The sequence below is a fragment of the Caballeronia sp. LZ029 genome (assembly GCF_031451275.1).
GTDB classification, from domain to species: domain Bacteria; phylum Pseudomonadota; class Gammaproteobacteria; order Burkholderiales; family Burkholderiaceae; genus Caballeronia; species Caballeronia jiangsuensis.
The window spans coordinates 50,459-76,484 of the sequence record NZ_JARUXO010000001.1; the positions used below are offsets into that span (position 1 = coordinate 50,459).

General features: G+C 61.2%; 17 protein-coding genes and 1 tRNA gene. 11 read left to right on the forward strand and 7 right to left on the reverse strand.

Annotated elements, in window-relative coordinates:
- Positions 1 to 260 precede the first annotated feature (260 nt).
- From dnaN to QCE73_RS00295, 3 genes are all read left to right on the forward strand, one after another.
- Complete coding sequence (dnaN, locus tag QCE73_RS00285) at positions 261 to 1,364, forward strand: DNA polymerase III subunit beta (RefSeq protein WP_035508739.1); 1,104 nt, start codon at positions 261 to 263, stop codon at positions 1,362 to 1,364.
- Between the two features lie 112 nt (positions 1,365 to 1,476).
- Positions 1,477 to 3,960, forward strand: a complete 2,484-nt coding sequence (gene gyrB / locus QCE73_RS00290) for a DNA topoisomerase (ATP-hydrolyzing) subunit B (protein WP_035508738.1) — start codon at positions 1,477 to 1,479, stop codon at positions 3,958 to 3,960.
- A 91-nt stretch (positions 3,961 to 4,051) separates the two neighbouring features.
- Positions 4,052 to 4,975, forward strand: coding sequence for a phosphorothioated DNA-binding restriction endonuclease (locus QCE73_RS00295; protein WP_404989756.1), 924 nt, complete (start codon positions 4,052 to 4,054; stop codon positions 4,973 to 4,975).
- Positions 4,976 to 4,977: 2 nt separating this feature from the next.
- Here the strand turns inward: QCE73_RS00295 and QCE73_RS00300 are convergent, their stop codons facing one another.
- Positions 4,978 to 5,838, reverse strand: coding sequence for an AraC family transcriptional regulator (locus QCE73_RS00300; protein WP_309879367.1), 861 nt, complete (start codon positions 5,836 to 5,838; stop codon positions 4,978 to 4,980).
- 152 nt (positions 5,839 to 5,990) lie between these two features.
- Here QCE73_RS00300 and QCE73_RS00305 point away from each other — a divergent pair, with 152 nt between their 5' ends.
- Both QCE73_RS00305 and dbpA read left to right on the forward strand, forming a co-directional pair.
- Positions 5,991 to 6,185, forward strand: coding sequence for a hypothetical protein (locus QCE73_RS00305; RefSeq protein ID WP_309879368.1), 195 nt, complete (start codon positions 5,991 to 5,993; stop codon positions 6,183 to 6,185).
- A gap of 4 nt (positions 6,186 to 6,189) precedes the next feature.
- The gene (dbpA, locus tag QCE73_RS00310) at positions 6,190 to 7,572 is read left to right on the forward strand and encodes an ATP-dependent RNA helicase DbpA (protein ID WP_309879369.1); all 1,383 of its coding nucleotides are present in this window, start codon (positions 6,190 to 6,192) and stop codon (positions 7,570 to 7,572) included.
- A gap of 6 nt (positions 7,573 to 7,578) precedes the next feature.
- On the opposite strand, the gene QCE73_RS00315 is transcribed toward dbpA, so the two are convergent.
- Positions 7,579 to 8,952, reverse strand: a complete 1,374-nt coding sequence (locus QCE73_RS00315; RefSeq protein WP_035508804.1) for an MFS transporter — start codon at positions 8,950 to 8,952, stop codon at positions 7,579 to 7,581.
- Positions 8,953 to 9,147: 195 nt separating this feature from the next.
- On the opposite strand from QCE73_RS00315, the gene QCE73_RS00320 reads away from it, so the two are divergent.
- Positions 9,148 to 9,534, forward strand: a complete 387-nt coding sequence (locus QCE73_RS00320) for a DUF488 family protein (protein ID WP_309879370.1) — start codon at positions 9,148 to 9,150, stop codon at positions 9,532 to 9,534.
- 149 nt (positions 9,535 to 9,683) lie between these two features.
- On the opposite strand, the gene QCE73_RS00325 is transcribed toward QCE73_RS00320, so the two are convergent.
- From QCE73_RS00325 to QCE73_RS00340, 4 genes are all read right to left on the reverse strand, one after another.
- Positions 9,684 to 12,500 carry a DUF499 domain-containing protein gene (locus QCE73_RS00325; protein ID WP_309879371.1) on the reverse strand — a complete coding sequence of 939 codons (2,817 nt, stop codon included), beginning with the start codon at positions 12,498 to 12,500 and terminating at the stop codon, positions 9,684 to 9,686.
- Positions 12,478 to 15,390, reverse strand: coding sequence for a DUF1156 domain-containing protein (locus tag QCE73_RS00330; RefSeq protein WP_309879372.1), 2,913 nt, complete (start codon positions 15,388 to 15,390; stop codon positions 12,478 to 12,480). The genes QCE73_RS00325 and QCE73_RS00330 overlap by 23 nt, the downstream gene beginning before the upstream one ends.
- A 20-nt stretch (positions 15,391 to 15,410) precedes the next feature.
- Positions 15,411 to 18,761: a helicase-related protein gene (locus QCE73_RS00335; protein ID WP_309879373.1), complete on the reverse strand. Its 3,351-nt coding sequence runs from the start codon at positions 18,759 to 18,761 to the stop codon at positions 15,411 to 15,413.
- A 438-nt stretch (positions 18,762 to 19,199) separates the two neighbouring features.
- Positions 19,200 to 19,275, reverse strand: a tRNA-Lys gene (locus QCE73_RS00340).
- Positions 19,276 to 19,443: 168 nt separating this feature from the next.
- On the opposite strand from QCE73_RS00340, the gene QCE73_RS00345 reads away from it, so the two are divergent.
- The 3 genes from QCE73_RS00345 to QCE73_RS00355 are packed head-to-tail and all read left to right on the forward strand — an operon-like array spanning position 19,444 to position 21,208.
- The gene (locus QCE73_RS00345) at positions 19,444 to 19,851 is read left to right on the forward strand and encodes a PaaI family thioesterase (RefSeq protein WP_309879375.1); all 408 of its coding nucleotides are present in this window, start codon (positions 19,444 to 19,446) and stop codon (positions 19,849 to 19,851) included.
- Entirely contained in the window at positions 19,852 to 20,721 is an 870-nt protein-coding gene (locus QCE73_RS00350; protein ID WP_309879376.1) for a patatin-like phospholipase family protein, read from the forward strand.
- Between the two features lie 10 nt (positions 20,722 to 20,731).
- Positions 20,732 to 21,208, forward strand: a complete 477-nt coding sequence (locus QCE73_RS00355; RefSeq protein ID WP_309879377.1) for an OsmC family protein — start codon at positions 20,732 to 20,734, stop codon at positions 21,206 to 21,208.
- Between the two features lie 15 nt (positions 21,209 to 21,223).
- On the opposite strand, the gene QCE73_RS00360 is transcribed toward QCE73_RS00355, so the two are convergent.
- The gene (locus QCE73_RS00360; protein ID WP_035509786.1) at positions 21,224 to 22,240 is read right to left on the reverse strand and encodes a D-2-hydroxyacid dehydrogenase family protein; all 1,017 of its coding nucleotides are present in this window, start codon (positions 22,238 to 22,240) and stop codon (positions 21,224 to 21,226) included.
- 488 nt (positions 22,241 to 22,728) lie between these two features.
- Between QCE73_RS00360 and QCE73_RS00365 the strand changes: the two genes are divergently transcribed.
- Positions 22,729 to 24,600 (forward strand): phosphoenolpyruvate carboxykinase (GTP), encoded by a 1,872-nt coding sequence (locus QCE73_RS00365; protein ID WP_309879378.1) that lies wholly within the window; start codon positions 22,729 to 22,731, stop codon positions 24,598 to 24,600.
- Positions 24,601 to 24,940: 340 nt separating this feature from the next.
- Positions 24,941 to 26,020, forward strand: coding sequence for a LysR family transcriptional regulator (locus QCE73_RS00370; protein ID WP_309879379.1), 1,080 nt, complete (start codon positions 24,941 to 24,943; stop codon positions 26,018 to 26,020).
- The last annotated feature ends 6 nt before the right edge of the window (positions 26,021 to 26,026 follow it).

The window sequence follows — 26,026 nt, forward strand, 5'->3', positions numbered from 1 at the left end:
CAACACACGCTGTACGACGGACGCACGCGTCATTTATTGCGTTCGAGAGCCTGTTTTTTGGTGAAATCGCCCCCAATTTTAGGGGGCGGTTCCGTTTTGAGGCACAATATAGGTTTAGCCGTCCGTGGCCTGGGCGGCTTTCGAGCGCAGTTTTCGCGAGTGACCGGCGGGGGGCCGGCAACGCGTGTTACGAGGTTGTCCGCTGGGCAAATCTGGTGGCGAAACCGGCGGACAGGCCGTCACATCAACGAAGGAACTCTATGCAACTGGTCAAGACCGAACGAGATAATCTTCTAAGGCCGCTGCAAACCGTGAGCGGCATCGTAGAACGCCGCCATACGTTGCCGATCCTCGCGAATTTGCTGATTACCAAGAACGGCGCCGATGTGTCGTTCCTCTCGACCGACCTCGAACTCCAGATCACGACCCGCGCCGATTTCGGCGTCGGCAGCGACCAGGTTGCCACCACGGTCGCCGCGCGCAAACTGCTCGACATTCTGCGCGCGATGCCCTCGGGCGAAGTGGTGCTGGATCTCTCCGACAAGCGCCTCACGGTGCGTTCCGGCAAAAGCCGTTTCGCGCTGCAGACGCTCGCCGCCGACGAATTTCCCACCGTCAACCAGGCTACTGACTTCGGCGCGAGCCTTTCGGTTCCGCAAAAGACATTCCGCCAGTTGCTCGGCATGGTCTATTTCGCGATGGCCCAGCAGGACATCCGCTACTACCTGAACGGCATGCTGCTCGTGGTGGACGGCGACGAACTGATGGCGGTCGCGACCGACGGACACCGTCTCGCGTTTTCGTCGATGAAGATCGAAGGCTCGTTTCCGCGCCAGGAAGTGATCATCCCGCGCAAGACGATTCTCGAACTCCAGCGCCTGCTCGAAGACATCGACGATTCCCTGAACATCGACATCGCGGCGACGCAGGTGAAGTTCAGCTTCGGCCAGGTGGAACTCGTGTCGAAGCTCGTCGAGGGCAAGTTCCCCGACTTCCAGCGCGTGATTCCGAAGTCGCACAAGAACACGTTCGAAATCGGCCGTGAAGAATTGCAGCGTTCGCTGCAGCGCGCGGCCATCCTGACTTCGGACAAATTCAAGGGCGTGCGTTGCCTGGTCGAACCGGGCCAGTTGAAGATAATGTCGACCAACGCCGACCAGGAAGAGGCGCAGGAAGAGCTGGAGATCGCATATCAGGGCGACACCGTCGATATCGGATTCAACGTCACGTATCTGCTCGATGTGCTCGCGAATCTGAAGGTCGACACGCTCAAGGTGAGCCTCGGCGATGCCAATTCCAGCGCGCTCATCACGATTCCCGAGAACGAGGAATTCAAGTACGTGGTGATGCCGATGCGCATCTGACGCACGCAATACCGAGAACACTCCAAGGGGCGGCGCGCCCCTTTGGCGTTTTTAAGGTGATTTGAAAAGTTCGAGCAGCAACCCAGGCAGTGACGCAGAACCGGAAAATTCCATGACTGAAAACACAAATTCGCAGCCCGACAACAAGCCTGACAATAGCTATGGCGCATCGTCCATTCAGATCCTCGAAGGTCTGGAGGCGGTGCGCAAGCGGCCGGGCATGTACATCGGCGATACGTCGGATGGCACCGGTTTGCATCACCTCGTTTTCGAAGTGCTGGACAACTCCATCGACGAAGCGCTCGCCGGCTATTGCGACGACATCCACGTCACGATTCACGCCGACAACTCGATTTCCGTGACCGACAACGGCCGCGGCGTGCCGACCGGCCTGAAGCGCGACGACAAGCACGATCCGAAGCGCAGCGCCGCCGAAATCGTGATGACCGAGCTGCACGCGGGCGGCAAGTTCGACCAGAACAGCTACAAGGTGTCGGGCGGCCTGCACGGCGTGGGCGTGTCGTGCGTGAACGCGCTGTCGGCGTGGCTGCGCCTCACGGTGCGCCGCGACGGCAAGAAGCACTTCATGGAATTCGCGCGCGGCGTCGTGCAGAACCGCGAGATCATCGAAGAGAATGGCGTGCAGTATTCGCCGATGCCCGTCGTCGGCGATACGGAGAATCGCGGCACCGAAGTGCATTTCCTCGCCGACGCCACCATCTTCGGCAATGTCGAGTTTCACTACGACATTCTCGCGAAGCGCATGCGCGAACTCTCGTTCCTGAACAACGGCGTGCGTATCCGTTTGACGGATCAGCGCACCGGCAAGGAAGACGATTTCGCGTTCGCGGGCGGCGTGAAGGGCTTCGTCGAGTACATCAACAAGGCGAAGCAGGTGCTGCATCCGACCGTGTTCCATGCGGTTGGCGAGCGCGAGAACGTGACCGTCGAAGTGGCGATGCAGTGGAACGACAGCTTCAACGAAAGCGTGCTGTGCTTCACGAACAACATTCCGCAGCGCGATGGCGGCACGCACTTGACGGGCCTGCGCGCGGCGATGACGCGTGTCATCAACAAGTACATCGTCGATAACGAGATCGCGAAGAAGGCCAAGGTCGAAACCACCGGCGACGATATGCGCGAGGGTCTGTCGTGCGTGCTGTCGGTGAAGGTGCCGGAGCCCAAGTTCAGTTCGCAGACGAAGGACAAGCTGGTGTCGTCGGAAGTGCGCGCGCCGGTCGAGGAAGTCGTGGCGAAGGCGCTCGAAGATTATCTGCAGGAGACGCCGAGCGACGCGAAGATCATCACGGGCAAGATCGTCGATGCGGCGCGTGCTCGCGATGCGGCGCGCAAGGCGCGTGAAATGACGCGTCGAAAGGGCGTTCTCGATGGCGTCGGCTTGCCGGGCAAGCTCGCGGATTGCCAGGAGAAGGATCCGGCGAAGTCCGAGATTTATATCGTCGAGGGCGACTCGGCGGGCGGATCGGCCAAGCAAGGGCGCGATCGCAAGTTCCAGGCCATTTTGCCGTTGCGCGGGAAGGTGCTGAACGTCGAGAAGGCGCGCTTCGACAAGCTGATTTCGTCCGAGCAGATCGTCACGCTGGTGACGGCGCTCGGCTGCGGTATCGGCAAGGATGATTACAACCTCGACAAGCTGCGCTATCACCGCATCATCATCATGACCGATGCTGACGTCGATGGCGCGCACATCCGCACGCTGCTGCTGACGTTCTTCTATCGGCAGATGCCGGAGATCGTCGAGCGCGGGTTCATCTATATCGCGCAGCCGCCGCTTTACAAGATCAAGGCGGGCAAGGACGAGCGGTATATGAAGGACGCGCACGAGCTCAATCAGCATATGCTGAAGCTGGCGCTGCAAGGGTCCGAACTGATTCCGAACGAGGGCGCCGATCCCATTTCGGGCGATGCCCTGGGTGAGCTCGCGCGCGCGTATCTGCTCGCGCAGGCGGTTGTCGATCGTTTGAGCCGCATTTATGACGCGGCCGCGCTCGAATCGGTGATGGATGGCATCGTCATCGATCTTTCGTCGCAGGAGGCGGCCGATGCATCGGCGAAGCGTCTGGAAGCGCGGTTGCGCGCCGATCCGTTGAAGCCGGAAGTGACCGTCGAGGCGGCTTACGATCAAGTGCGCGAGTTGCGCTCGCTACACGTCAAGCGGCGTCATCATGGCAACGTGAAGGTCACCGTGCTCGATGAAGACCTTCAGTTGACGGCGGACTACAAGCAGCTCGTCTCGACGGCGGACACGTTCAAGGGCTTGATCGGCGAAGGCGCGTTGATCAAGCGCGGCGAACGGTCGATGGCCGTGACGGATTTCAAGACTGCGATGAAGTGGCTGATCGCCGACGCGGAACGCAATGTCAGCAAGCAGCGGTATAAGGGGCTCGGCGAGATGAACCCCGAGCAGCTCTGGGAAACGACGATGGATCCGAACGTGCGGCGTCTGTTGCGCGTGCAGATCGAAGACGCGATTGCGGCGGATGGCATCTTTACGACGCTCATGGGCGATGATGTCGAACCGCGCAGAGCGTTTATCGAGAGTAATGCGTTGCGGGCGGGGAATATCGACGTTTGAGTGTTTGCTTGACCCACTCCCGCTTCATTCAAACCCGTGTGCGCGCAGAGCCACACGGGTTTTTCTTCGTCGCCGATTATTTGTTCAAACCATGAGTGCTGCCAGCCTTCCTGAAATTCTTCAGCGCTTCGCGGAGTTGAAAGTCTGGCAGAGCAACGGCGAACGCGCGCCTCATAAGCCGCTTCTCGTCTTGCTCGCGCTCGGACTCTTCTCGCGGGGTATCAAAGATGTACCTTTCCGAAACTACGAGCGCAAACTGTGCGACCTTCTAAAAGAATTCGCGCCCCAACGTCGCACGCTCTACCCCGAGATGCCGTTCGTTCGATTGAGAAACGACGACATCTGGGAAGTCACCGCAGGCGTGACGCCCAATCCGATCGCGCGACGAAACGATGTGAAAAAAACGGAACTGCGAGAGCTGAACGCAACGGGACATTTCTCGCGTGAGGTACAGCAACTTCTGCAGCACGACCCGAAAGCGATCGACGCAATCGCTCGCTTGCTGCTCGCCCGGCATTTTCCGGAGAGCATTCACAGAGACGTTCTCGATGCAGTCGGCCTTACGCTCGACGACGAAGCAACGCTCGCGCTCGTCGACGACAAGTCCGTTACGCGCCGGCGCCGCGATCCCGAGTTTCGCGGCCAGGTTCTCACAGCCTATCAATATCGATGTGCGTTATGCGATCTCGATTTGCGCATCGGCAATGTGACGATCGGCCTCGAGGCAGCGCACATCAAATGGCATCAGGCGAGTGGGCCGGACGTCGTCGAGAATGGCATCGCGTTGTGCTGTCTGCATCACAAGCTCTTCGATATCGGCGCGTTCACCTTGGGCGACGATCGTCGTGTCCTGGTTTCGGAAAAGGCGCACGGAAGCCAGCGCTTCGACGAGATTTTGCTCAGACATCACGGCGGACAACTGAACGCGCCCGTGCGAAAGGAGCACCACCCCGCGAAGCCATTCGTCGATTGGCATCGCGAGCAGGTGTTCAAAGGCTGCGCGCGGCCGCTCTGACGTCACGCTGCCGTTTTCAACGGCATCCAAATCTCCGTCACCAACTCACTCGCCACCGTCTCCCGCGGATCATTCACATAAATCTCGAACACGGGCGCCTCGCCCGTTTCCCGCCCCGACTTCGGCAGCCATTCCCCATAAAGCCACTGATACGCGAAGCAAAGCTGCGCATACGGCCCGACATGCGTCAGCACCGCAAACTCCCCACCCGCGACCTCGACGCGCGACACCGGCGCTTCGAACTTCACAGCATCCGCATCGAACAACTCGCAACAGGCCATCGAACGCAAATCGTCTTCGGCGACGGCGGAAGGATCATCGAAATAAATGCCGAGCGAACGCGCGCGAGGATCGATCAACTCGCGCGTCGCGAGCCAATGAAACAGCATCTCGAACGCCCGCCCGATGTTCATATACGATCCGCGATGCTCCATCGCGGCGACGGTAAAACCATTCTGGGTACGAATATCGACTTGATGCATCGCCGTATCTCCTGATCGAACTTCATCGAAAGGGACAAACATGGACGCGCCGCCTTCGTTGCGAAACTGCCCCGGCGCCATCCGGTAACTCGCCTGAAACGCCCGCGAAAACGCCTGCACGCTGCTGTATCCGGCGCGCTCGGCAATAGAGTCGATCGGCACGGCGCCATGCACGAGCTCATTCGCCGCACGATGCAACCGCAACCGCCGCACGGTTGCCGCCGCCGTCTCGCCATAAAAAGCGTGATAGATCCGATGCCAGTGATAAGGCGACAAACACGCGACCTCCGCGAGCCGATTGAGGTCCAGTTCATCATCGAGATGATCGTGAATATGCGCGACCACGCGCGCGAGTCGCGCCTCATAGAGCCTGCTGCTCATCGTTCGCTCCGGAAAGAAAACTCGATGAAAGAAAAGTAGCACGACCCGCTTTAGCATTTCTTGCGGACTTGCGTGGACCGCGTCGGCACGAGACACGCGTACACTTTCGCCTTTGAGCGCACGATCGCGCCACGAACCAGAGAATTACGAACATGTTTACCTGTCGAAACCAGTCCTGCGGCGCAGAGTGGGCGCTATCGGACGTCGTGATCAAGAACGAAGGCCAGGGCCTGCTGTTCCGCTGCCCGATGTGCGGCGCGCGCAACTACGTCTCGCGCACCGACGCCGACGACGGCACCGCCACGTACGAGCAGATCACCGACATCCCGCCGCGCGGAACACGCTGAAATCATGACGACCGAAACCTCCTTCAGCAGTCTGCCGCTCTCGCCGGCGATGCAGTCGAACCTGCAGCAACTCGGCTATCTGTCGATGACGCCGATCCAGGCCGCGAGCCTGCCGCCGGCGCTCGCGGGCCACGATCTCATCGCGCAGGCGAAAACGGGCAGCGGCAAGACGGCGGCCTTCACGCTGCCGCTGCTTTCCAAACTCGACGCGAGCCAGTTCGATGTGCAAGCGCTCGTGCTCTGCCCGACGCGCGAACTCGCCGATCAGGTCACGCAGGAAATCCGCCGCCTCGCGCGCGCGGAAGAGAACGTGAAAGTGCTGACGCTGTGCGGCGGCACGCCGATGCGCCCGCAGATCGCGAGCCTGGAACACGGCGCGCATATCGTCGTGGGTACGCCGGGCCGCATCATGGATCATCTCGACCGCGCGACGCTCACGCTCGACGCCGTGCGCACGCTCGTCCTCGACGAAGCCGATCGGATGCTCGACATGGGCTTCTTCGACGATATCGCGTCAGTCGCGCGCAAGTGCCCGAAGGATCGCCAGACCTTGCTGTTCTCGGCGACGTATCCCGAAGGCATCGCGAAACTGAGCCAGCAATTCCTGCGCAATCCGCGCGAGATCAAGCTCACCGAACAGCACAGCAACGCGAAAATCAAGCAGCGCTTCTATCAGGTCGAGGATCACGAGCGGCTTCACGCGGTCGGTCTGCTGCTCGATCACTATCGCCCGGTGAGCACGCTCGCGTTCTGCAACACGAAGCAGCAATGCCGCGATCTGCTCGACGTGCTGCTCGCGCAAGGCTTCGAAGCGCTGACGCTGCACGGCGAACTGGAGCAACGCGAGCGCGATCAGGTGCTCGTGCAGTTCGCGAATCGCAGTTGCTCGGTGCTCGTCGCAACCGATGTCGCCGCGCGCGGTCTCGACATCGCGCAACTGGAAGCGGTGATCAACGTCGACGTGACGCCGGACCCGGAAGTGCACGTGCATCGCATCGGTCGCACGGGACGCGGGGAGGAGGAAGGCTGGGCGCTGTCGCTCGCGAGCATGGACGAGATGGGCCGGGTCGGTTCGATCGAACAGGCGCAGCGCGCGGAAGTGGAATGGCATCCGCTCGACGAACTGACATCGGCGGAACCGGGTCATCTGAAGCCGCCGATGGCGACGCTGCAAATCCTCGGCGGCCGCAAGGACAAGATCCGTCCCGGCGACGTGCTCGGCGCGCTCACCGGCGAAGCGGGTTTCGACGGCAAGCAGATCGGCAAGATCAACGTGACGGACATGGTCACGTACGTGGCCGTCGAGCGAAAGGTTGCGGACGACGCCGTGCGCAAGCTGGGCGCGGGAAAGCTCAAGGGCCGCAAGGTGAAAGTGCGGCGGATGTGAGCGCGCTCAGGTCTCGCGCGACGGCCCTCCGACGATTCGCTCCGACGACGGACCGCGCGTCACGAGGCGCAGACCGCTCGCGACACTGCCCGCGCCCGCGAACGCCGCACCCAGCGACAGCGCGAGCGCCGGGCCATGTTTCCCGGCGATGCTGAAGCACAGCGCGACGAGCGCCGCGCCCGTCGCCTGCCCGATCAGCCGCGATGTCGCGATCGTGCCGCTCGCGCCGCCGCTGCGTTCGCGCGGCGCGCTCGACATGAACGCCTTCAGATTCGGCGACTGAAAGAACCCGAAGCCCGCGCCGCAGATCGCCATGCGGATGCAGATTTCCAGCGCGTGCGGCTGCGCCGGCAGCATCGCGAGCGACACCATCCCGACGCATAGAATGGCCAGCCCGACGCCGCCCAGCAAGCCGGGCGCGTGGCGATCGGAGAGACGTCCCGCGATCGGCGCCATCAATGCGACGAGCGCGGACCACGGCGTCATCAGAAATCCCGTCTCGACCTGGCTGCGGCCCAGCACGCTTTCGAAGAAAAACGGCAGCGACACGAACGCGAGTCCTTGCGCGGCGAACGAGCAGATGGCGGTCATCGTCGAGAGCGCGAACATCGGACGGCGAAAGAGATCGACGGGCAGCATCGGCGCGGGATGGCCGCGTTCGCGTCGCAGCAGAAGAACGCCGGCGACGAGCGCGACGCCGAATGCCGTCAGCACGGTATGAGCCGGAGCGCGCTGGGCCGCTTCACCGAGCGCGAAAATCAGCGACGCGAACGTGACGACGTTGAGCAGGGCGGCGATGCGATCGAAGCCATGCTCGGCGCGTTTGGTCTGCGGCAGCGACGGCCACGCGATCATCAGCGCGAACACGCCGACGGGCAGGTTGACCGCGAAGAGCCACGGCCACGTGCCGAGCGAGAGCACGATCGATGCGACCGTCGGTCCGACTGCGAACGCGATGCCGACGACGAGCGCATTCAGCCCGACGCCGCGCCCCAGCCGATGCGGTGGAAAGATCGCGCTGATGAGCGCCGCGTTCACGCTCATGATCGCGCTCGCGCCGAGGCCTTGCAGCAAGCGCGCGGCGACGAGCGTCGGCAGCGACCACGCGAAGGCGCACACCGCCGACGCCACGAGAAACACGACGAGCCCGCCGAGATACACGCGCCGATGACCGAGGATGCCGCCGAGCGCCGCGAAGGGAAGCAGCGTCGCGACCATCGCGAGCTGATAGGCGTTGATGATCCAGACCGACGCGGCGGGCGTCGTATGCAGATCGGCGGCGATGGCGGGCAATGCGGTATTGGCGATCGCGGTATCGAGCGTCGCGAGCGCCACCGAGAGCAGGATCGCGGCCATGCCACGGCGCTCGAGCGGGGTCATCGGGGCGTCGGGATCGTGCGGGAGATTTTCGAGGCGTTCTTCGGTGGGCACGGCGGGAATTCCGGATGTAAGCGAACGGAGAATAATCCGAAACGATACGGGAAGATGGCGGGTTTTGCTTTGCGGATGCCCGGGAGCTTTCAAAGCGATGTCAGCGGTTATGCTTGGCGGACGAGTATCGAAGGAGAGCGGGGAATGAGCATTCGAATCGTCAGATTGGGGACGCCGCGCGCCGAGGATGAAGGGTTGCGCATCGGCACGGTGCGTCGGCCGCCGCGCGGAGTGCCGAAGGCTGAATTCGCGAAGCGCGATTTTTACGACGTGTGGTATCCGGTGCTTTCGCCGACGCAGGACTTGGTGACGGAAGCGCTGCACGTTGAAGACGACAAGGCGTGGCGCGCGTTCGTGAAGAAGTTCAAGGCGCAGATGGCCGAGCCGGATGCAAGCAAGACGCTCGATCTGCTCGCGGCGTTATCGCATCGGACGAATATGTCGGTGGGGTGTTATTGCGAGGAGGAGGCGAGATGTCATCGCTCGGTGTTGCGCGAGTTGCTGGCGGCGCGTGGGGCGGATGTGGTTTAGGTTTTTCGCCATCGCTTATCGACATAGATACAGGTCGGGCACTCAAAGAAAAACACCCCGGAGTTTGGACTGAAGGTCAACTTCCGGGGTGCGTTTCAGTGTGCATGCACGGATCGCCAGTTCCGCGCGGCTCTCGTTCGGCGCAAGCGCTACGCGTCTGACTCGAACTGAGATTGCCTGAATTTGAGGGTATTGCAGTTTTCACGCAGCGTGCGCTGGAACTCTCCATCGAAGCCCGAGGGCGACTTCGCTTGAATCTCGATTGTGACGGTCACGTCCACGCCTGACCGGTTCGTCAGCAACTGAAGCACCTCGTCGGAAACATCGCCGATATGCTTCGTGATCGTGTACGGATTTAGATCAACCGAGCCGAAGAAGCGTGTGATGGGCCTTGGTGATGGCTCGGGTTTCGGACCCGGCTTGGAATTCGCACTCGGATTCAGCGCTGGGTGAAGCTCAGGCTTAGTGTGAGGGCCAAGGTCAGGGTCGGATTCTACGACCCTGGTTGACTCTAGAAATGCCGCCGCCGCCTTGGGCTCGATGAGCAACAACGCATCATCCAGAATCGGCGCAGTTCGTGTGCCGAACGTGAAGCCAAGATAGCGATTCTCTTCCCTGCCTTGCGCCAGCCCGAAGAAATCCTGGTTATCGGTGCCCATAGCGATCGCGTGCTGAAACACGCGGTCATCTGCGAGTCGCGGCAGATAGAGATACTGACAACTCTGCTGCCATACAGTCAGGGCTTTTGCGTCTGACGCATCCTCCTTCCAGAACCAGCGGGCCAACTCTGCATGAAGGTGAATGGGCGACCATTGGGTGATGAGCGCCTCCGTATCCTTCAGCACGCGTTCGATGTCCTGCGCGAGATTCGGCGCGCCCGGGTTGATCTCGCACACGTCCCATTCGATGTCCGGCTTTACGCGTCCGCCGCTAACCCCCTGCAATGGCGCAAGCACCCACTTGTACGTTTCGCGCAGCATTCGGCTCAACGCATCCTTGGCGGCGCTGAGGCTCTTGCTCGCATGCTTCGCCTGAATCTGATCGAGGATCAGCTTGGTATTCTCAATGTCGCTGACGATCGATTGCCACGCCAGAACCGAGCGCGTCTGATCCCTGAGACGGCTCACGCTGTCATAGTCGGGTGCAAGAAAGATCAGGCGGTTTTGCTTGTGGCGAGGTAGATCGCCGCGATTCTCCAGAATCGTCTGAGCGCGCTCGAATGCTTGCCGATGAGTCGCGCTTCGGCTATACGAAGCGTCCGGCGGCAGGACAATGAGCTTCAGAGCAAAGTCGTCGGGAACGTCGCTGCTTCTGGTGAACACATGCACGCGGCCAAACACGCCACCCGCACGCGCAACGCCCCGCATGCCATCTTCGATGGCCTTGAATACGTCGATATTGTCGCTGAAGCGTCTTTTGCGATCTTCCATTTCGCGCCGCAGATTCGGTCGCGTATCGAACCAGAAACGGTTGTTGGCGCTGTTGAGATAGTGCAGGCGATCACCCATGCTACTCAGCCCGTCCTTGAATTTGACGACCTGCTGCCCCGGCTGCACAACGCCCAGCATGACTCGCTCAAGTTCGATTCCGCGCACCATCTGATTCGACGTGCTCGGCGCGCTGCCGAGAAAGATTGCGCGCGCCGATCGCCGACAGGCCTGCACGCTCCCGAGCAGCGTATTGACGTTTTCGATCTCGGTGGTTTCAGCCTCGTCGCCGTCGACATTGCGTGTGATCACCGGATCCCAGCCCGGCGCCAGGTGATACAGCAACTCGTTGCGGGTTGCGCTGTCCTTCAACGGAAAGCTGCCGGGCATGATGAGCAAGTCCTTGTCGTTCTCCTTCCACAAACAATGGATCACCTTCGCCATCAGTTTCAGCACGCCGCGCGTGCGCTGGAAGTTGTCGAGCGACGACCAGTCTTCATACAGGCGATCGAAGACCTCCGGATGAATGGGATACGCGCGCATCAGGCGTTCGAAATAGCGGCTCTCCTGTGTCTCGCGCGGGAAGTCATTGGCATGATCGAGATAATAATCGGCGAAGGCCCGGCAGACGGTTTCGGCGGCGAGCGGATCGGCGGGCGTTTCGAATAGGCGCCGGCGAACGATCTCGAACGCTTCCTCCGTGCCGACGGGTTTCCAAAGCGCCTGGACACGGCCGAAATAGCGTTCGAGCGAATCGAGTGCCTTGGCGCCGTGATCGCTGCCGGCTTCACGCTTCGATTCCGGCAACGATGCCAGCAGCATGCCGGTCGGCACCGCCTTCAGCGCTTCGGTCAGCGCCTGCACGAACGTGAGGTTCGAATCGAAACTGCCGCCTGTCAGCGTCTTGCCGTCCTCGAATTGACGCACATAGGCGACGAGTTCGTCGATGAGAATCACGCAGGGCGCGTAGCGAGACAGCAGCGTTTCGAGCACCGCTTTGCCCGGCGATGTGCCGGATGCGTCGGCGGCGGCGACGATGGCGTAGCCTTCGGCCTTGCCGAGTTGCCAGGCGAGGTCGCCCCATAGCGTGTTGATCGCCTGACCGTCGCGAATAACCGGCTGATTCGGCGATGACTTGATGCCATCCAGCACGGCGATTCGTGCGCGCGGTAGTTCGGTGATGCCGACCGCATCGAGGATCGATCCGATGCCGGGCATGTCGCGCGGCGACGCCTCGCCTTTTGCGAGGTGATAGACCGCGAGCATGGTGTGCGTCTTGCCGCCGCCGAACGCGGTCTGCAACTGGATGACGGGATCGCCGCCTTTGCCGCTCAGCCGCTTGACGACGGATTCGAGCAGGAGGCGCATGCCTTCGGTGATGAAGGTGCGCTCGAAGAAGAGCGTGGGGCTCTGATATTCGGCCGTGGCTGTGCCGTCGTGAACACGCGACAGGTCCGCCGCGAATTCGGACTGCTGGAACATGTTCTCCCGAACGTCCTTGTGAGGAACGGCGATTTCACGCCAGGGTTTCAGGTTCATTTTTATTGTCCTCGTGAAGATTGAATTCGCCTTGTGAGTACAGCTCGCCCGCTTCCTCCGAGGCCTTGTCGATGCCCGGCCACGCCATGACCAGTTCGTTGTATGCGCGCGCTTCCTCGGCCCAGCCTTTGCGTTCGCAGAGGGTATAGAGGCGATAGGCCAGCGCGCGTACCGGTTCGCGTCGCGTGGGCATGCGTGCGAGCAGCGCGCCGGCGGCGCGTTCGCCGTCCTGATTCAGTGCGCGGATCAGTTGATGCAGCGCTTCCCACACGGGCGTGCGCGTGTCACGTTCGGGCGACCAGTCGCGCGGCAACTCGGCCCAGCGCAGGAGGCGCAATTTGCCCGCGCCGCTCTCGACGACGCCTGCTTCCTGCAGGCCCTGCACCGTCGTGCCCTTGGCAGTGGCGAGCACTGCGGCCTCGCCGTATTTGCCTTCGGCCCATCCTTCCTGTGCGAACCACTGGAGACAGAAGTGCGTGTCGGCGTCGAAGTCGTCGTCGGCGAGGAAGCGGTTGATCAGTTGCAGCGCGGTGCGTACGGACATCGGCGTGCCATCGGCTTCGCGGACGGCGGCGTATTGGCTGAATACCGCCATGCCTGGGCCGATGATGGCCTGCGAAAGATCGACGGGTGCGATCGGCGAGTTGACGCCGCCTCGGGTCATTTCGTCGAGGGCTTCGGTGAGCACGGCGTCGAGTTGACGCAGGAACTCGCGGCGGTTGACGGTGGGGGCGTCGGCGGGGCGTTTGCGGCAGACGAGGACGATGGAGGAGGCGAGGGCGTTGGTGCCTGAGCTGATCATTCGATTGCTCAGTTCAGTCCGCATGGGCCATGTGCCGGTGAGGGCGAAGCCGGCTTTTAGTACTGCCTCAAGAAATGTTTCCCAGCCCGTGCTGGAAGTGCCCTGTTCATTCTTCGTCTCGGACTGTTTGAACGCGTAATAGATCGTGACCGGAAATGCGGGATGTGCTTGTTCTGCCAGGTTGTGAATGGCGCGAGTCATTCCATCCAAGAAGAACGATTCCGCCTCTTTCTTGCCTCCGTGGCGATATGGCGTGGCTACGAGCTCTTCCGCCTTCGGGACAGCTACTGTCGCGTAAAGATTCGGGAAGATTGGCCGTAGGCATTTGCGCAGCCATACGTAGAAGAAGTCTGAAAGATCCGCGTAGCCGATGTTGTCGTAGTAGGGCGGGTCCGTGGAGATCAGTTTTAAGGAACTGATGTTCTGGGTTTGCGCGTCTGCTTGGGTAGCCAAACCGAGGATCGTAGCTGGGGCGTTGGCGAGAAATTCGACTATCCAATTCAGCAGATCTTCGAAGTTGCCCGTTGAGTCGGAAAATGGATTCCCTTCGCAGTAGTCCCAGGTCATTGGGATAGCCTGTCGACCAAATGTGTTGCGAATCTTCGTGAATCCTGTGTCCCAGCCACAGATCGTCGAGCTACGATCTGCTAGTCGATCAACCCCTAGTGCAAGGTAGATGCCAATTGCATCAGCGTAGCTAATTGAATCTGCTGGATTTTCTTTTCGTTCCAGCTTGTCTTCGCTGTCATGTACGCTGAAGTCTCCTCGGCACTTCGCAATGGCCTCCTGCACCAAGTCCGAAAAAGCCGTCAGCGCCACTACTTGCCGAGGGGTAAAAAGATCGCCATAGGCCTTTAACCCATACAAGGGCGGCGAAAACCAGCGAGGATTCCCGGGCATTGCAAGATCAGGTTTCCAGTGCGGCCGCGCAGTTTTCGCTGCGATTTCATGCTGAGAGTTCGGAGCAAGATAAACCCGACCCTTTGACCCTTCCGCTACGATGGCCATGAGACGCGCACCCATTCGTCCCGCATTTGCCTCGGCATAGATATGCTTCGATTCAATCGGACCCGCCGACATCAAGCATCGAAAATTCGCCCCCCGCCCAAGCTTCGTCCCATTCTCAGCCCCCTCCGGCAACTCCCCCACCCGAACCTCAAACCGATACCCATCCCCTTCGACAACAGGCTCGACATAAGCCTCCTTCCCCTTCTTGCTGGAAAGCACGAACGTCGAAGCAAGCGGCACCTCGACATGACTGAACGCCGGATTCGGGCTCCTGACCGTGCGCGCCCAGATCCATGCGATAACCGTCAATTCCTTCCCAACCAGCGGCCTGAGATCCGCGCGTTCCTGCGCCATCTCCGCCGTCACACCGATCTTCGGATACAGATGCCCGATGCGCTTCTCCGCCTCCGCACGCATCCACGCGCCATACCGACGCACGTCCTCGGCGAGCCCCTTCGCGCCCGACCAGTCCTCGTGCAGCGTCGCCTGTTTCTCATCGGCCGGGATCGGTCCCACGGGCTTGCGGCCAGCGAAGCGCGGCGGAATCTCGATCATCGCCTTGTTGATCGTTACGGCCACCGGGTTGAGATCGGACGCGTAACTTTCCAGCCCCAGACGCTGCGCTTCGAGTGGCAGCGCCCCACCGCCGGCAAACGGATCGTGAAAGGCCGGCAATCGCTCCGGATCGAAGAGTTCAGCGGCTTGCGGATGCCGCTTGTTCAGTTCGCACGTCTCGCGCCACGAGTCCCGAATCGCCGCTCGCGCACGCCCGAGCACTTCTTCGTTGTTGGTGTTTTCCCACTTAACCAGGTCCTCGATGATGTTGAACAGGTCATCGCGCTTCGCCTTGGCCTGCGCCTTGGTCATGCCCGCGAAATATCCGCGCTCGCCACCCGGATCGTTGACCATCTGCGCGAAGATCACCGCGCGCGCGGCCGCGAGCGGGCGACGCGCCCACCACAGATGCAGCGTCGACGGATGCCCGTGTCGAATCGACTTTTCTCGCGCCGCTGCGGCATTGATGGCATCGAGCGGCAAAGCAACTTCGATAAGTTTTTTTGGTATTTTTACTGCGGTCAAAAGCGCCTTCCTTGTGAGTGTTATTCGGCATGTGTCGCCCGGCTCAATAGCGCTTGGAGATTCAGTTCGACTCTGGTTTCGGCCCACCCCGGCGAGCGGTCGAACGGTCGGGCGACATAGAACGGCCCTTCGTGCGTGTCGTCATCGACAAGCACGATTGCCAGATGAAACTTGTCCTGCTGATTGAAGCCTTCGCGCATTTCGTTGGCGGTGACGACCACCGTGTCGCTGCCTTTCGCGCGCCCCTTCACTTCGATGTGCCGCGGCCACGGCAGCTTTCCGTCGCGCGCTTTGGGCTGGCTGGTGATGTCCCAGCCGCACTTCTGTGCGGACACATCGATGACGTCGTGACCGAGCGTCCGCTCGGCCTCTATCACTGCGTTCATCGCAATTTTTTCGATGCGTGCGCGCGCCGCGGCATCCGCGCTCCAGCCGCCGTCGCCTCGCAGCTTCGCCAGCAGCCCTGCGGGAATCACCAGTGCGCGACCCACGACGCGCGGCGTCGCGGCTACGATCTCGCGCATGGCATTCAACTCTTGCTCGCGGGTTTCCAGGCGCTGGCCCAGTTCGTCGATCGTGCGACCGACGTTGCTTAGCGCGAGACGAACATCCTTGCCCGCGGCAGATTCCTTGCGCAGCTCGCTGTAGCGTGCCGACCAATGGCGAATCTCGCTCTCCAGCCGCTCGCGGACGGCCTTAAGCGTCCTGCCGACGTCGTGTTCGCGGCGGCGGCGCACTTCGTTCAGATGTTCCGTGGCGATCTGTGCGCAGGCATCGGCCAGTGGGATATGCGCGGCGTCCCGACCGAGCCAGGGTTCGTCGAGCAAATAGGCGATCGCCTCGACGTCGGCAGATGTCGCCGCGTCGAGCGCAAGGTGAGGGGAGAAGCCCGCGTTGGCGGCGCGGCCATCGCGCGGGATCTCGATGAACTGGATGCGGCGCGACACGAGATTCGCCGGATCGTCTCCCTGGTACACCGAGTGGTCGATCATGAAGAGCGCGCGAGGCACGATGCCCAAATCGCTTGGGTCGATGAGCACCGCGCCATCGGCAAGCTCGTGGCGATGGCGCTCGAGGATGAGATCGGTGACCGCGCGCATCAACGGATGGGCTGGATGAATCAGGGTTGCGACGGGCGTGTCGGGACGCTCGGCGAGCCGCACGTGCTGCTTGTCGAAAGCGATGCGCTCGTAACGCGGCAGCACCGCCTGCGCCTTGCGCCCCTCGCGATCGGCGACCCGCCGTGCGTGCTCGCGGATTTCGACGGGAACGTGCGTGATCTCGAATCGCCCCGCCTCACGCGGACGCAAGGCACCGCCGAGTTCGTCGAAGGCTCGCTCGAAGAACGCCTGGATGAAGTAAGGCTGGAGCTTGCGAGCCTCGGCTTTCTCCATGTCCTCACGCACCGCGAAGAGGCGAGTCTCGTCTATCACCTGCTCGCAGAGGGCGACGCGCGCGATGATCGATTCGAGATGACGTCGGTCGAGTGCGTCCTCGACCGCGTCGATTGGATTTTTATCTGACTCGGGATGGATGTCGTTGCGGATTGCATCGACCAGCAGGTCTTTCAGACTGCGATTCTCGAAGACCTCGCCCAAAATGTCGAAGACCCGACCGCCGAGCGCTTCCCGTTCGACATCGAGCTTCTCGAAGAGACGGAGGAAGACATCGCCTTCGCGCGTGCCCGCGGCAACCATGTTCCACAGATGGCAGACCGCCGTCTGGCCGATTCTGTGTATTCGCCCAAAGCGCTGCTCCAGACGGTTCGGGTTCCAGGGCAGGTCATAGTTGACCATCAGATTCGCGTTCTGAAGATTGATGCCTTCACCCGCCGCGTCCGTCGCGACCAGCACGCGCACCACGGGATCGTTACGAAACAGATCCTGTACCTTGCTTCGGTCCTCACGCGTCACACCGCCGTGGATGACCACGACCGCTTCTTCGTCGCCCATCAGGCCGCGAAGTTTCAATGCGAGGTAGTCGAGGGTATCCCGATGCTCGGTAAAGACGATCAGCTTGCGCTGCCGACCGTCGCGCTCACGCATTTCAGGTGTGTTTTGCAGCAGATTCGACAGCTCGCTCCACTTCCTGTCCTGCCCGCTATGCACTACGTCGCGCGCCTGCTTTTCCAGCGCTTCGAGCACGGCGATTTCGGCTTCGAGTTCTCGAATGGTCTGTGCCGCGCTGGCCTGGCCGACGAGCCGTTCTTCCTCGGCTTCGTAGTCGGCCGACGCAAGCGAATCCGCCGATTCCCACAGGTCCTCGGCGGCGGCGCTGAAGGCGTACGCGATCGGTTCATCCCGACGTCGAGAGTGCTCATGCTCGATGCGTTGTCGGAACTTTTCACGACGACGCATGAGCGAGCGACAAATGGCCTCCGGACTCGACGCGAGCCGCCGCTGCAACGACGTCAGCGCGAAGCCGACAGCACTTCGTCGCGCGCCGTCGTGTAACGAGTCAGCGCGGCTCATCTCTTCGCGGACATAGCCGGTGACGGCATCGTAGAGCGCGGTTTCCTCATCCGACAGGGAGTAGGTGGTCGTGTATGCCCGGCGTTCGGGGAACAGGCGCGTTCCGTCGAAGCGCAGCATTTCCTCTTTCACCATGCGATGCATCAGATCGGAAATGTCGGCGCGCTGTGCGCCGTCGCGCATCTTGCCGCAGAAGCGATCAGCGTCCAGCAGAGACATGAAAAGCTGGAAGTCTTCTTCCTTGCCGTTGTGTGGGGTCGCGGTCAGCAGCAGGAAATGCCGCGTGAGGGTTCCGAGCAATTCGCCGAGCTGGAAGCGTTTGGTTCTGTTGACGCGATTGCCGCTAGAGGTGGCGGAGAGCTTGTGCGCTTCGTCGACGACGATCAGATCCCAGCGCGAGCGCCGCAACTGATCGAGGAGGTCGTCGTTTCGAGCAAGCTGGTCGATGCGTGCGACCATGAGATCCGCTTCGTGGAACGGATTCGCATCGAAGGAGGTCTTCAATGACTCGCGGCCGGCTATCGCGAAGTCGAGACCGAATTTCGTCGATAGTTCGTCCTGCCACTGGTCGACGAGACTGCCTGGCGCGACGATCAGCACGCGCTCGGCGTCTGCGCGGATCAGCAGTTCGCGGATGAGAAGCCCTGCCATGATCGTCTTGCCCGAGCCCGGATCGCTTGCAAGCACGTATCGCAAAGGCTGCCGCGGCAGCATCGATTCGTAGACTGCGGAGACCTGATGAGGCAGCGGTTCGACGTTCGATGTCTGAATCGCCATCATCCGATCGAACAGATGCGCGAATTGCATGCGATAGGCCTCGGCAGCCAACTTGAACGTCTCGCCCGATGCACGGAATGCCGGAAAGCGGCTCGTCTTGGATATGAACGTGTTCGACTCCATTACGTAGGTATCCGAATATTCTGGAATATTTCTTTCCGAGCATCTCAGGGTGGCAGGCGTTTCTTAGATTAGGCGCAGGCTCGGGCTTGCTATAGGTAGCAAGGATACTTACTGGGTGGAAATCGACAAGCGATTAATCGCGAAATTAGGCTTTTAGTCTTTTTTTATCTTAAGATAAATAAGAATTTTGACGGAAAACTCTGACTAATTTGAAAAAAATAGCCTTATATTGCCTCGAGTCAGCGATCTGGCAGCGCCAAATGGCGGGAAATGCCGCGCGTGCCTTTGCCTCGGAACGTGCACGAAAGGCGCGAATGGATACGCTGGATCAGCGGAGTGCAGCGACTTTGCGTTTGGAGTCCAGGTCCGGACCTGCGAGGAGAGCACAAGCAAACGAAAAAGCCCGGTCAGCTTTCGCTAACCGGGCTTCGTAATGCTTGGTGGGGCGTGAGTGACTCGAACACTCGACCTACGGATTAAGAGTCCGCTGCTCTACCAACTGAGCTAACGCCCCAACAGAAGCGAAATTATAGCGGGTGCTTTTGCAGAAGCGCAAGCCCCTAGTGCAAAAAAATTCGTATATTTCCGACGAACCCACCCATCGCGCGCCTCCGCACGCAACTTACGGCCGGTATCATGACGCATCCTCCAAGGCCATGAAGCCTGCAAATCAAAAGGAACCATGGACGAAACCGCCATCAGCGCCTTGCTCGACAGCATCCTGGCCCCGTGGGTCAAGGAGTTGAACCTCGCACCCGAATCGATCGCCGAAAACGCCGTTACGCTGCGTTTGCCGTATTCGGACCATTTGCGCCACGCGGGCGGCGTCATCTGCGGACAGGTTTTCATGGCCGCCGCCGACACCGCGATGGTCGTCGCCGTTTCGCACGTCATGGGCGGTTTCTCGCCGATGACAACCGTATCGCTCAACACCACGTTCATGCGGCCCGTGAAAGCAGGCGACGTGCTGATCACCGCCCGCATCCAGCGTCGCGGACGCAACCTCGTCTTCGGTGACATCGACATGCACGACGACCAGGGCGAACTCGCCGCTCAGGCAACAACCACCTACGCGCTCATCAACAAGTAAATGTTCGACCAAGTCGTATTCGCCGGCGGCGGAAACCGCTGTTGGTGGCAAGCCGGATTCTGGGACATCATCCGGCCGGAATTGAATCTCGAGCCGCGCATCATTGCGGGCATTTCGGCGGGCGCGGCCACCGCCTGCATGCTCTACACGAACGATTCGCGCTGGGTCATGGACTACTACGCCCACGCGCTGCGCGACAACACGCGCAACGCCTATTGGGGCAACCTGCTGCGCGGACAATCCGTGTTTCCGCATTACCGCATCTATCGGCAAGCGCTGCTCGACATCTTCGCGGACCGTTTCCACGAACTCGCGAAAGGGCCGGAAATTCGCATCGGCGTATCGCATCTGCCGCGCTGGCTCGGCGCGCGCAGCGCGGTCGCGGCGGGGCTGATCGCGTACAACATCGAGAAATATGTCCGCAAGACGCTGCATCCGACGCTCGGTCAGACGCTCGGTTTTCATCCGGAATTCGTGAAAGCGCAGGAATGCGCGACCGTCGAAGACCTCGCCGATCTCATCCTGCAATCGTCGAGCACGCCGCCGTTCACGCCGATCCTGCGACGCAACGGCCGTCCCGTTCTCGATGGCGGCATGGTCGACAACGTCCCGGTCGCCGCGCTCGATGCGTCGCCGGGTCTCGTGCTCGTAATGGTCACGCGCCTGTATCCGCGCGAGCGCATGTTCGTCGTGCCGCACGGCGCGCAGAAGCGCATCTACATTCAGCCATCGCGCAAGGTGCCGATTTCGAGTTGGGACTATACGAGCCCGTCCCAGATGCAGCATGCTTATGATCTGGGCCGCGCGGACGGCGAGGATTTTCTCGTGCGCCTTCCGCGTCTCCTGGAAACCGCTTCGCATTCAGCTTGAGGAGCAGACCGTGGCGAAGAAGCATACGTACGAACTGACCGTCGACTGGACGGGCAATCTCGGTTCCGGCACATCGGCTTACGATGCGTACTCGCGAGACCATCTCGTGCGCGTCGGCTCGAAGACGGCGATCGAGGCGTCGAGCGATCCCGCGTTTCGCGGCGACCCCGCGCGCCACAATCCGGAGGAGTTGTTCGTGGCGTCGCTGTCGTCGTGCCACATGCTCTGGTATCTGCACCTGTGTGCAACGAACAAGGTCGTCGTGACCGGTTATGTCGATGAAGCCATCGGCACGATGCAGGAAGAGTCGAAGGGCGACGGGCGCTTCGTCGATGTGCTGTTGCGCCCGCGTGTGACCATCGGCGCCGGCGGCGATGTGGATCTCGCGGCGCGCCTGCACGAGGAGGCGCACCGTTTCTGTTTCATCGCGAACTCGGTGAATTTTCCGGTGCGCTGCGAGCCGTCGATCGACATCTCGACCGTCTGAAGCCGAAGCCGAATCTCAACGACGGCGCACGTGCTGAAGCGCTTCCTTGTTGAAGACGCTCGACGTGTCGCCCGCATCGAACGCGAGGATGTTCCTGAACGCCGCGCCGAAATACAGCTCGTAGCTCTCGCGCTCCACATAGCCGATGTGCGGCGTGCAGATCACGTTTTCGAGGCGCAGCAGACCGTAGCCTTGCAGAATCGGCTCGCTCTCGAAGACATCGACCGCGACCATGCCCGGCCGGTTGTGATGCAGCGAATTGAGCAGCGCGTTCTCCTCCAGCAACTCGGCGCGGCTCGTGTTGACGAAGAGCGCGGTAGGCTTCATGCGCATCAGATCGTCCTGTTTGACGATGCCGAGCGTGTCATCGGTCAGGCGCAGATGCAGCGTGAGCACGTCGCTCTGCTCGAAAAACGCTTCGCGGCTTTCCGCGACCGCGAAGCCATCTTCGCGCGCCGCGCTTTGCGAATGCTCGCGCCCATAGACGAGCACATTCATGCCGAACGCCTTGCCGTAACCGGCCACCAGTTTGCCGATCTTGCCGTAGCCCCAGATGCCGAGCGTCTGCCCGCGCAGCACCTGACCCAGACCGAAGTTCGGCGGCAGCGCGGACGTCTTCAGCCCCGACTGTTGCCACGCGCCTTGCTTCAGGTTTGCGACGTACTGCGGAATGCGCCGCTGCGCCGACATGATGAGCGCCCACGTCAGCTCCGCGGGCGCGACCGGCGAGCCCGTGCCCTCCAGAACCGCGATGCCGCGCTCCGTACACGCATCGACATCGATATGACCGCCGCCCGCGCGTCCCGTCTGACTGATCATGCGCAGTTTGGGGCACTTGTCGAGCAATTGAGAACTGATGCGCGTACGTTCGCGAATCAGCACGAGCGCATCCACTTCTGAGAGCCTGCTCGCCAACTGACCGAGACCACGCACCGTGTTATTGAAGACCTTCACCTCATGGTCATCGAGCAGATGGAAGCAATCGAGCTTCCGTACGGCATCCTGGTAGTCGTCGAGAATGGCGATTTTCATGGGCATTGATTGGCTTTTGTTAGGCATCAAACGTGCTGCTTTTTTATGGAGAGCGAGAATGGAGTACTTAAATTCGGGTAAATACCGATAAATTGCGCTCTATTCCGCTTTATTGCGCTGCATCACATGGTTCACGCAATGCGGTGTTATGCTTGACTCCCCTTTTTTTCGGGAGCCTCGTACGTCCGCGCCAATAGAGAAAGAAATCCAGCGCAACTAGCGGAAAACACGATGATCCGCGAAGAGACAGGCCACTTAGTATCTCTTTTTAACAGTTTGTTCCTTTGCGACGCAAGCCGCGAGGAATACGTTTGCTGTGTAAAGAATTCAGGCCCGTGACGCCGCATTGGCTCGCGAACCGCATTTCGTGCGATGAAAGCGCGTATAGAAGCGCACGAAAGCGCCCGGCGGTTCGAGTCGCAAACGCCTCTCGCATGCAGCGTCAGTTGGGTGATTGGTTTTCATTGCAGAAGAACGGAGACAGCTCGATGAACCAGCCCGCAGTAGTCGAAGACAACAATAAGAATGCCGTCGACATCAAAACGCCGGCCTATGTCCGGCACCGAAAACTCATCGAATGGGTCCGGCAGGTCGCGGCCCTGACCAAGCCGGATCGCGTCGAATGGTGCGACGGTTCGCAGGAGGAATACGACCGGCTTTGCCAGCAGATGGTGGAAGCCGGCACGATGAAAAAGCTCAATCCCGAGAAGCGCCCGAATTCCTTCCTCGCGTGCTCGGATCCCTCGGATGTGGCGCGCGTCGAAGACCGCACGTTCATCTGCTCGCAGCGTCGTGAGGACGCAGGCCCGACGAACAACTGGATTGATCCGCAGGACATGCGCGTCACGCTCGACGGCCTGTTCGACGGCTCGATGCGCGGCCGCACGATGTACGTCGTGCCGTTCTCGATGGGCCCGCTCGGCTCGCCGATCGCGCATATCGGCGTCGAATTGTCGGACAGCCCGTATGTCGTGACGAACATGCGCATCATGACGCGCATGGGTCGCGCCGTGTACGACGTGCTCGGCGCCGACGGCGAGTTCGTGCCGTGCGTGCATTCGGTCGGCGCGCCGCTCGCGGATGGCCGCAAGGACGTGCCGTGGCCGTGCAACGACACGAAGTACATCGTCCATTTTCCCGAATCGCGCGAAATCTGGAGCTTCGGCTCGGGCTATGGCGGCAATGCGCTGCTCGGCAAGAAGTGCTTCGCGCTGCGCATCGCCTCGACGATGGGTCGCGATGAAGGCTGGCTCGCCGAGCACATGCTGATTCTCGGCGTGACATCGCCGCAAGGGCGCAAGTATCACGTCGCGGCGGCGTTCCCGTCGGCGTGCGGCAAGACCAATTTCGCGATGCTGATTCCGCCGAGCGATCTCCAGGGCTGGAAAGTGACGACGATCGGCGACGACATCGCGTGGATCAAGCCGGGCCGCGATGGCCGTCTCTACGCGATCAATCCGGAAGCGGGTTATTTCGGCGTGGCGCCCGGCACCAGCGAAAAGACCAACTTCAACGCGATGGCGACGCTGAAGGAAAACGTGATTTTCACGAACGTCGCGCTGACCGACGACGGCGACGTCTGGTGGGAAGGCATGACCGACAACCCGCCCGCGCATCTGATCGACTGGCAAGGCCGCGACTGGACGCCCGAAATCGCGAAGGAAACGGGCGCGAAAGCCGCGCATCCGAACGCGCGATTCACGGCGCCGGCGTCGCAATGTCCGTCGATCGATCCGGACTGGGAGAACCCGGCCGGCGTGCCGATCGACGCGTTCATCTTCGGCGGACGCCGGTCGAACACCGTGCCGCTCGTCACGGAGGCCCGCGACTGGAAGGAAGGCGTCTACATGGCCGCCACGATGGGCTCCGAAACCACCGCCGCCGCTGCGGGCCAGCAAGGCGTCGTGCGCCGCGATCCGTTCGCGATGCTGCCGTTCTGCGGCTACAACATGGCCGATTACTTCGGCCACTGGCTGAAGATGGGCGAGCGTCTCGAAGCGATGCACGCGAAGGCGCCGAAGTTCTTCTGCGTCAACTGGTTCCGCAAGGGCGACGACGGCAAGTTCGTGTGGCCGGGCTTCGGCGAGAACATGCGCGTGCTGAACTGGATGATCGGCCGCGTCGAGGGCACGGCGAAGGGCGAGGAGCACGCCTTCGGCATCTCGCCGGGTTACGAGGACATCGACTGGGGCGCGCTCGGCTTCACGCGCGAGCAGTTCGAGCAGGTGATATCCGTCAACGATGCCGCCTGGCGCGACGAACTCGCGTTGCACGACGAACTTTTCACGAAGCTCAAACACGGTCTGCCGGCGGCTCTGACCGCGGCCAGGGCCGGAATGGAGAAGCGGCTCGCCGCCTGAGTGAAACGCCCGGCGTATTTTCACGCCGGGCTTTGTCTCACAAACTAAATCAATCCCCATATTTCGGGCCCGCATCGACGGGCCCGATTTTTTATCGGCTACACCGTCAAAATTGACGAGGCCAGCTTTTTTAAAATTGCGTCCATCGGAATTTGCTTAGCCGAGTGTTGTGCCGATGACAACAGTCGGTGATCTTTCATCCGCGTAAGACGCCTAACTGTCAGATTTTTTTCGACTTTTTCGCGCTTCCCGGCAACTTCTGCACGAAAGTGCCGGTCCTAGGATAATCCTGAATTGCTTTGCAGCAGAATTCGAGCCGTGTAGCGGCAGGAGTTGTCTTATGGATCATTTGCAGTCGATGAGGGTGTTTGTCCGCGTCGCCGATCTCGGGAGTTTCGCCCGGGCCGCCAGCGCGATGGACATCTCCAATGCGGTAGCTACGCGCCACGTCGCGGACCTGGAAGGCCGCCTCGGCACGCGCCTGCTCAACCGCACGACGCGCAGCCTCTCGCTCACCGAGTCCGGCCAGGTGTATCTGGAACGGGCGCGGCAGATTCTCGACGAACTGGAAGACGTCGAACAGATGGTGGTGGCGCGCAATCACGAACCTCTCGGTTCGCTCAGGATCGTCGCGCCCGTCGTGTTCGGTCTGCATAATCTCGCGCCGGTGTTGCAGACGTACGCGCAGCGCTATCCCAAGGTCGTGCCGGACGTGACACTCGTGGACCGTCAGGTCGATCTGGTCGAGGAAGGTTTCGATGTGGGCATTGTCATCGCGCGTCAGGTGAAAAGCGCGAGCGTTGTCACACGGCGTCTGACGACGGGTTGCATGACCGTCTGCGCGACGCCGGCGTATCTGGAATCGCACGGCACGCCGACGCGCCCCGAGCATCTGCTCGAGCATCCGTGTCTGAGCCTGCCGTCGGAGTATTGGGGCGACGAGCGCGTGTTCACCGGCCCGGACGGCGAAGTGCGCGTGCGGCCGCAGAACGTGATCATCGCGAACAATACCGAGATGCTGCGGCAGTTCGCGTTGCTCGGCATGGGCATCGCGATTTTGCCGAGCTATCTGATCGGCAACGACACGACGCGCGGCCAGCTCGTGCGGCTGCTCGGCGATTTTCAATTGCCGCAGGTCGAAATCAACGTCGCGTATCCGAGCCGTCGTCATTTGCCGGCGAAGGTACGCACTTTTATCGATCATCTGGTCGAGCATTTCAGCCAGACGCCGAATCATCAGCTCGGCGAGCAATGGATTCGCGATGGCCGTGGCAGACCGGGCGCGCATCCGCACTACGAGCACGCCACTGAAACGGCGACGCCCGCGCCGCGTTCGCGTCCCATCGACGGTGAACTGGCGCCGAAGCTGTCGAAGCCTTCGCGCTCGCGCGGGCGCTTGCCGGCGCCTTCGCCGTTCTGAAAGGCT